The 7942-nt window shown below is 63.1% G+C and carries 7 protein-coding genes and 3 pseudogenes; 3 read left to right on the forward strand and 7 right to left on the reverse strand.

All coding sequences use genetic code 11. The annotated features are described in order from the left end of the window. The 3 genes and pseudogenes from JWP83_RS02695 to JWP83_RS02705 all read left to right on the forward strand — a co-directional run. Positions 1-438: pseudogene (locus JWP83_RS02695) on the forward strand (haloalkane dehalogenase); the annotation flags it as partial. Between the two features lie 2 nt (positions 439-440). Then, positions 441-941 (forward strand): hypothetical protein, encoded by a 501-nt coding sequence (locus JWP83_RS02700; protein WP_297725527.1) that lies wholly within the window; start codon positions 441-443, stop codon positions 939-941. After that, positions 938-1240, forward strand: a pseudogene (locus JWP83_RS02705) (DUF427 domain-containing protein); the annotation flags it as partial. The gene JWP83_RS02700 and the pseudogene JWP83_RS02705, both read left to right, overlap by 4 nt. Before the next feature lie 112 nt (positions 1241-1352). Here the strand turns inward: JWP83_RS02705 and JWP83_RS02710 are convergent. The 7 genes and pseudogenes from JWP83_RS02710 to JWP83_RS02740 all read right to left on the reverse strand — a co-directional run bounded on the left by JWP83_RS02710 (position 1353) and on the right by JWP83_RS02740 (position 7592). Beyond that, positions 1353-1934, reverse strand: coding sequence for a TnsA-like heteromeric transposase endonuclease subunit (locus tag JWP83_RS02710; RefSeq protein WP_297725529.1), 582 nt, complete (start codon positions 1932-1934; stop codon positions 1353-1355). Between the two features lie 1129 nt (positions 1935-3063). Then, positions 3064-3153 (reverse strand): annotated as a pseudogene (locus JWP83_RS02715) (hypothetical protein); the annotation flags it as partial. A gap of 152 nt (positions 3154-3305) precedes the next feature. Continuing rightward, on the reverse strand, positions 3306-4160 hold the full coding sequence (locus JWP83_RS02720) for an alpha/beta hydrolase (RefSeq protein ID WP_297725531.1): 855 nt from the start codon (positions 4158-4160) through the stop codon (positions 3306-3308). Between the two features lie 64 nt (positions 4161-4224). Beyond that, positions 4225-5253, reverse strand: a complete 1029-nt coding sequence (locus JWP83_RS02725; protein WP_297725533.1) for a zinc-dependent alcohol dehydrogenase family protein — start codon at positions 5251-5253, stop codon at positions 4225-4227. Between the two features lie 67 nt (positions 5254-5320). Then, complete coding sequence (locus JWP83_RS02730; protein ID WP_297725535.1) at positions 5321-5761, reverse strand: hypothetical protein; 441 nt, start codon at positions 5759-5761, stop codon at positions 5321-5323. A gap of 61 nt (positions 5762-5822) precedes the next feature. Continuing rightward, positions 5823-6662 (reverse strand): MBL fold metallo-hydrolase, encoded by an 840-nt coding sequence (locus JWP83_RS02735; protein WP_297725537.1) that lies wholly within the window; start codon positions 6660-6662, stop codon positions 5823-5825. A 39-nt stretch (positions 6663-6701) separates the two neighbouring features. Continuing rightward, positions 6702-7592 carry an alpha/beta fold hydrolase gene (locus JWP83_RS02740; protein ID WP_297725539.1) on the reverse strand — a complete coding sequence of 297 codons (891 nt, stop codon included), beginning with the start codon at positions 7590-7592 and terminating at the stop codon, positions 6702-6704. Between the last annotated feature and the right edge of the window lie 350 nt (positions 7593-7942).

Here is a 7942-nt window from a genome sequence, read left to right on the forward strand (position 1 = left end):
TTCCGGTCACCGCGGGGCGAGCGAATGGCGCTCGAGCAGAACATCTTCGTCGAGAGTGTCCTCCCGGCACAGATACGGCGCCCGCTCAGCAACGAAGAAATGGCCCACTACCGGCAGCCATTCGCCAACCCAGGTGAAGACCGCCGCCCGACATTGTCGTGGCCACGCAACCTCCCGATCGACGGTGAGCCGGCCGACGTCGTGTCGGTGGTCGAGGCCTACAGCAGCTGGTTGGCCGACAGCGACGTGCCCAAGCTGTTCATCAACGCCGAGCCGGGCGCCGTCGTCCACGGCCGCATCCGCGAGCTCGTCCGCAGCTGGCCCAATCTGACCGAAACCACGGTCAGCGGAATCCATTTCGTCCAAGAGGACAGCCCCAACGAAATCGGCGCAGCAGTCGCTGAGTTCGTGCAGATCAACTCGACTCGGAAGCAATAATGATGTCCACTACTTCTGAAACAGCCGCCCTGCAACGCCAGATCCTGCTTGTTGGACCCTATGGCGTGCGCTTGGTACTGGTGCTATCGACGCCGTCGCGAACAACCCGCAGTGGGGGGGTCACCACGGCCGCGGGTCGACCCGCACCGGCCTACCGGGCGCAGTCCGCACCCCCTCATATCAGCGTCGATCTGATGGACCGTGAGGGTACGAAGAACGCCTTTTCGTCTCTTGGTGAGGTGACCGATCTGGTCTCCGCTGCCTATGTCGAGAAACCCGCGATGGCCGGAACGGTCGAGCCGAATGCCAGCATGTTGAAAAATGCGCTCGGCGCTCTCGCAGCGGGCAGTGTGCCTGTTCGGCGGGTCGTTCTTGCCGGCGGCGCCAAGTCCTACGGCTTCAGTCTTGGGTCGTCAAGCGACGTACTCTTATGTACCGATCTGTCTAAGAGCAGCGCCGAAGGGCCGCTCGTGTCGCTCATGCGCAATCAGGAGGACCAATGACTGAGTCACCGACCCCCGATCGGGACTACCCCCAGCTGCTTGGCGAACGAGGCCTCATCGAGCCTGCACCGCGCCGGGTACGCGGCTATTTCGACAAGACACTCGTATTCGACACCGCCCGCGCCCATTACGTTTGGGAGATCGCGTACTACCCGCAGTATTACATCCCGACATCCGACATGCGCATGGATCACTTGCGTGACGAAAACCACGTCCAGAAGCTGCAATTCGGCTCCTCGCGGCTGTACTCGCTGACATCGGCCGAACGCACCTGGCCCTCTGCCGCCCATGTCTACGATTCCGGTCCGGCCGCAAGCACCCGTGGCATGAGAATCGTTCTGTCGCTGAGTACTTGCGTAAGGTCGGCCTCTAACTCGTGGGTCCACAACATGTGCAACAGCGCAGCACGTGTCAACGGTTCGGGGCCGGTCGCAGCGCGCAGCGCATCCCTGATGCTCTTGCCGTCGAGGCTGCGTGTACGCAGCGCCGCCAGCGCCTCGTCGGAAATTGAAGATTTCCGGCGGTAACCGGCAAGAAGCGCACGTTATCGAAATATGGTTGTGGCGGCTCGCTGGCGACCTCGAAAGACCACCCGTTCGACTCGATGACCTCGCGTACCCACGCGAACGTTGCGATCACTTTCGGATCCTCGAGCCGACCCTGCGGCTTCACGGCGACAAACCGAAATTCAGCACCCGCGATCAGCAGATAGTCCGGGGTGTGCCGCAGCCGACGCCCGTCTACTTTTGCTCGAATCATTAACGGCTGGGCGAATATTCGGGTGACCGCTGCGTCAAAATCTGCCAGCAGCAGTCTGCTCAACTCGAGCCGTGATTCGTAAATCACGTGCGCAGCCTCGGTTGATGACCAGTACGTCCCGGAATAATGCGGCTGGCCTTTATACCAGCGAAACGTGCGAAGCGGCTTAGTGTCAGCCATCAACGCTGTCGACAGCTGCTGCACCGGTACCCGAACGATCTCGCCGTCGTGCATGCGAATACTCAATTGCGGCGAGTCGGCCGGGCCCGGTGAACCGGATAGCGACCTGGTTGGCATGATCCCTCACTTGCATCGAAGTTGCTCGTTCCGATGGTGAGATCGAAATCCACCGCACGCCAGTGCAATAGCCGATTCGCGATGACTGCGATATCGAACCGAGATTTATGGTACGATTGAAAGTTGCTGCTATGCAACATATTTACCGTCATTGGTAACTTTTCCCAGACTTGGGGATGTTTTCCAGACGCGGCAAACCTTCGAGTCCGTGACCTTTTCCATCTGAGTTTGTAGAACTACTCCGCGTGGACGATAGAGGACTTGAATCCACACGTCCCCGGCGGTGTCGCCGTTAGTCCGGACAAGGGGCCCTAAGCGCCTCTTCGTCGGTCGACAACCGAGCAACTACCAACCTGGGCCGTGTTGCGTACCGACCGAAGTCGACGCGCCAGGCACCTCACGCAGTGTTTGTCTCACTCAAATGGCCAATTGGCCAACGTGTGGCCATTTCAAATGAGAAGTGGCCACTTTGTTTGAGAACGTACAGCTAGTGTCGGTTCTCAAACTCCGTGTCCACTTGTGATGCACTGAACTGCACCGATGCGGGTTGTCTCACGTGATGTCCACTCCGATTTGTCTCACGTACGTGTCCACTTTTTCGTAAACCTCACGCCGTCCAAATCCTGCCGGCAGCCGCCACTTGCAGTGTGCAAAGCGCTCTCGGGCCCTTCCGTCACTGTGACGCCAGATCAAACGGTCGACTGAAACAACGCCAGGACGCGCAGACCGATATCACATGTTATGCGATATCGGAACCACGCCATGTTCCCTAACTGTCTGTGCGACAACAGCTTTCACCATGACACCGATGACGAAGTGTGCGGTGCGATTTCTAATACAGTTCACATCAACGGATTTCGATGCCGCCGGGCCTGCTCAGTTCCGAGTTCGATGTTTCATCGTGTTAATCGAACTAGTCGACACCCAAGAGGGTGGTTCGGAGTGGTTGGGCAAGCGCCGCTCCCCCGCCGGGGATTCGTCAGGGGGACCCGTTTTGTGGTCCAGTCGCTATGCGGCTTGGGGTTGGTGGGTCTCGGAGCGGTCGAGCTTCAGTGCGCAGTCGCGTCTAGGTGCAAGAATATTGGCCGTTGAGCAGACAATTCGACGGTGGCGAGTAGGAACCGGTCAGCACGCCTCTTGGACCCAATCATGCTGCGCTGCAACGTCAGCAGGACTGCTGCCGTCGCTGAGGTTCCACTCGCCGTACCAGCCATCGGCGAAACGTCCCGGTCGGGTTGTGCGCGTCTGGTTGCCACCACTCGATTCACGCCGAAGCCATTGTTATCGGGCAATCGAACCTCGCGCGTCTCACGATCCCAGGAATTCGAGCGCCTCTGCAACGAACTGCTCGTGGTATTGGAAGATGCCGCCGTGTCCGGCGTCAGGGTAGATCCGGAGCGTCGCATTTGGAAGGCGACGCGCCAGGTCGTACGAATTGGTCGTCGGCACCATGCGATCGTCATCACCGTTGGCTACCAGGACGGGATGGTGGATGTGCGCCAAGTCGGCCGGCTGCTCAAGCCCCCACGCGTGAATCGCCTTGAGGTGCGTCCGGAAGACCGGCAGTGTGACGGCCTTATCCCGATCGTCGGTGCGCTCTTTCAAGCGCTTGATGAACGCTTTGGCCTGTGACTTGCCGTTGGCCGTTCTGGTGAAGAACAGAAGTTCTTCGGGATTCTTCCGGGTGGCCAGCGCCTTGATGTTGTCGAGGTAGCTTAGTCTCGTCACGTTGACGATGCCTGCGCCTCCGGCGGGCCCCGTCCCGGCGAGGATGATCTTTCGCAGCAGCGCTGGCTCGCGTTGTGCGATCACCTGTGTGATGAATCCGCCCATCGAGAAGCCGAGCAGGTCGACCCGGTCGAATCCCAGTGCACGGATGAACGCAACGGCGTCTTGTGCCATCGCCTCGACCGTGTCAGGCGTCTTGCCCTGTGAGGCGCCGACCCCGCGATTGTCGAAGGTGATGACGCGGTACTTCGCGGCGATGCCGTCGACGACTCTGGGGTCCCAATTGTCGAGGTTCGCGGCCAGGTGATTGAGGAAGATCACCGGTATGCCGGTATCGACGCCAAGCTCGCGGTAGACGAATCGAGTGCCGCCGACGGAAACCGACTTTGTCGGCGCGTTCTTGTATGACGTGCCACCCAAGCGAGAGTCTTTCATAGTTGTTTCCTTCCGTACCTTTCTGTCGGGTTGTGCGCATGCGGTTTTTCTTGAATTGGGCGGGTTAGTGGATGGGGCCGGGAGCCAGGAATACCTTGCCGTTGTGTGCCACCGACTCGGTCTCGGTTACCGCAGCGCGGATCTGGTCGAGCGGATATTTCGTGCCTGGGGAGGTCGCCAGAACGCCTTGGCGTATCAGGTCGGCGATCTCATCGATGAGCTGCACCATCGCGGGGGCTCCGCTGGGGTAGAAGCCGCTGTCGTCCAGGCGTGGTAGCCAGTAGCCAAGCCAGTACACCTCCAGGGTGCGCCGACCCGACAGCGTGAAGCGGGGGTCTTCTCCGACGCGGATCGCCTCGCGGGAGAGCGATCCGTAGACGAGCATTCGGCCGTCCTGGGACAGCGACCGGAAGATCTCCGTCCCGGTCTGCCCGGCGACCGGGTCGATCGCGTAGCCAACTCCTTGTGGCCCCACGATTTTGCGGACTTGCTCATCGATCGGTCCCTCGGTGGAGACGATCACCGCATCGGCGCCAAGCGCTTCCAGTTCGGCGGCCGCCTCCTTTCTGCGGACCACGTTGAGGGTGCGGATGCCGTCGCGTTGGGCCAGCCTGATGATCATCCGACCCAGCTCGCCGTCCGCCGCTGACTGCAAAAGCCACTCCCCGCGAGGCACGCCCAGCACGTGGCGCACCATCAGGATCGCGCTGGCCGGGTTGATGAGAAACGACGCCACCTGCTCGTCGGGGATGTCCTCCGGGACCGGGTGCACCTGCCCTGAGGGGACGACGGCATAGTCGGCCCAGTTGCCGCCCTGGGAGTTTCGCACTAAGACACGCTGGCCCACCCCGAGGTTGCGCTCGCCGGGTCCGAGGGCGTCGACCACGCCGACGCCTTCGAAACCCACCGGCGCCGGAAAGGCGGGGGTGACGCCGGAGTAATGGCCGCGAAGGTACAGCAGGTCTGATGGATTGATGGGGCTGAGCAGAATCCGCACGCGGACCTGGTTCGCACGCGGCTCGGGAAGCGGTTGGTCAGCGACTGCCACAACGTCTTTGGGCTCGCCGTAGTGGCCGAACTGTATCTGTTTCATCGAATGAGCTCCAAGTCACTATGTGTTGCTGTTGGTGTCGGCACCGGATCGGACACGTCGCGCTCGCTCAATTCGCGCCGCCCCAGGCCGCGTTCAACGAGTCCGCGCGCGTCGGCGCTTCTTGAATCCCGACCACGCGCCAGCCCGCCGATCCCCGGGCAACCTCGAAATGCAAGGCTAGCCGCTCAATCTCGCTGCCATCGGCACGACAGCGTGACCAGATCACTTCAATCGCCGCCCCGGCGGCGTGATACACGGTCACCTGGCGGTCCGGCACCGCGGTGTACGCGTAGCCCTGCCCGCGCAATCGACTGTGAATGCGCGCCAGCATGCCCACCACGCTGGCGCCGTCCAGCAGCCAGTCGCCGTCGTCGGGCGTGCAGTGATGCAGGGGCACACCCCAGTGGTAGAGGATGAACTCCGACCCCCGTGCGATCGCCCCGCTTCCCACCCCCACCCAGGTAGCCAGGTAGTCGTCGAAGAACCAGTGCGTCAGCTCGTCGCGCACCGACGTTCGGGACCTCGCGTCGCTCAACGGATTTCCCTAAGTCGCGGTTGCTCCGGGGGCATCACGACAACAGCCCCAGCGCGCCGTACCAGACCGGTCCCACGTTCAGCCGGTCCGGGTAGAGGTCGATCATCTGGTCGTAGAACTCACGCGGACTGGGTTTATCGGCCAGCAGCCGCCGCGCGTCAAGCAGGTAGTCGCGGGTCTGCTCCAGAATCACCGGATCGTCGGGCAGGTCTTTGTTCTTATGGCCGGCGACCACCGCGCGTGGTGACAGCGCGGCGACCTTGTCGATCGCCTTGAGCCACGCCTCAATTCCGCCCCCGGCGCTTTCCAGCAGGTACTGGTGCACCCCGTTGTAGGCGACGTCGCCGGCCACGACCAGCCCGATCACCGGCACATGCAACACGGTGGTGTCGTCGGTGTCGGTGTGACCGGTCTCGACCGCCACCAGACGGTGGCCCTCCAACTCGAACCCCTCGGCTGGGATCGGTTGGTAGACCACCGGGCTGTCGGGGATCAGGCCCGGAAAATCGACGTCCCACAGCTCGGCCCGCCCCTGGGTGGCCTGTTGGTGCATCAGCCTGATCGTGCCCTCGGTGGCATACGCAATGGGGCCCGGGAAGCGCCGCATCAGCAGATCGGTGCCGAACCAGTGATCGCCGTGACCGTGGGTCGCGTAAATGTAGGCCAGCCGCCTGCCCGATCGCTCGATCCAGTCGCCGACCCGCGCCACCTGCTCGCGGGTAAACGGCGCGTCGACCAGCACGGCGTCGTGTTCGCCCAAGATCAACGTCGACGCCAGCGGCGAGGACACGATCGGACTGCCGTCGGGCAGCCGCTCGGCCCGGTGACGGCGCACGCCGTCGTGGACCAACACGCCATAGCGCAGCTCGGCCATAACCATATTCCTCTCCGCGACAAGGCTATTGGGGCTCAGCTAGCTGAGATGTTCGGTGAACCAGCCACCCGCGGCACCGCTGGAGTCGTCGAACCCTTTCAGATACGCATCGAAGTGGCCCCCCGCAATCGTGACGAGTCTCTTCGGCTGCAGGGCCCGCTCGTAGGCCCCCAACGCCACATCGGTGAGCGTGATCGCATCGTCTAGCCCCACGATCATCAGCAGCGGCGTCGGCGACACCCGCGAGATCCACGTTCCCGGCTCATACATGCGCGCGGCGCGGGTGGAGCGAACCGTGACGATGTTGTCCCAGACGCCCTCGGGCATCGGCTGGTGGTAAAACGCGACGGCATCCGGCGAGCAGTAGGCGGCCGGCACACCGGGGTCTGCGCTGACAACGGCCTGCGTGGCCGGCGGTTCACCACCGAACTGGCGCCGATCATCGTCGATGAAGCTCGCCTCCAAGGCGCACACCTGATACGGCGCAACCCGGCGCAGGCTCTGCCGATAGCCGCTGATGGTCGGCACCTGGGCAACCACCGCGCGCAGCCGCCGGTCGGTGGCGCCCAGCACGATCGCATGCCCGCCGGCATAACTGGTGCCCCACAACCCGATCCGGTGCGGATCCACCTCCGGGCGGTTCTCCAGATACGAGATCGCCCGGCGCCAGTCGGCGATCTGGCGCCACGGGTCCACGTCATAGCGCGGCTCACCGTCGCTGTGCCCAAAGCCGCGATGGTCGTGCACCAGCACCACAAACCCCGCCTCGGCGAACACCCGGGCGAATCGCTCCAGCCCGTGCTCACGCACCCCGGCATAGCCGTGGGCCATCGTGATACCCGGACGCGGACCGGGCCCCTCCGGCACAAACAACCAGCCGCGCAGCGTCACATCACCCTCCACGGCGAACTCGACGTCCTCTCGCTTCACAACCACTCCTCCTTGATCACGGCGCCACCCGTCGTCGATGTGGCCCGGCCTCGTTGGATGGGAATGCCTTCGCAGCGACGTTAGATCGGTTCGGGCACAGTCCGTCCGGCGGCGAACGAGTCGTGCACACCGTGCACATCTCTGGGCACGCGGTGAGGCGTTCTGCGTTGAAACGCCAGCTCGGTTGGACGGCTCTGAGCGCACGGGTCTGCGGGGCGGGAAGCGCTTCTGCGGCGATGTGTGCGCGCGGCCGGTGAGTGTGCCGGTGATGGCACATCAGGTTCGCGGTCCGAGCGCGGTGTGGATGGACCGCACCGCGCTTGCGCCTTCTCCGACGGCGGAGGCCACGC

This window comes from Mycobacterium sp., from assembly GCF_025965855.1.
Lineage (GTDB): Bacteria > Actinomycetota > Actinomycetes > Mycobacteriales > Mycobacteriaceae > Mycobacterium.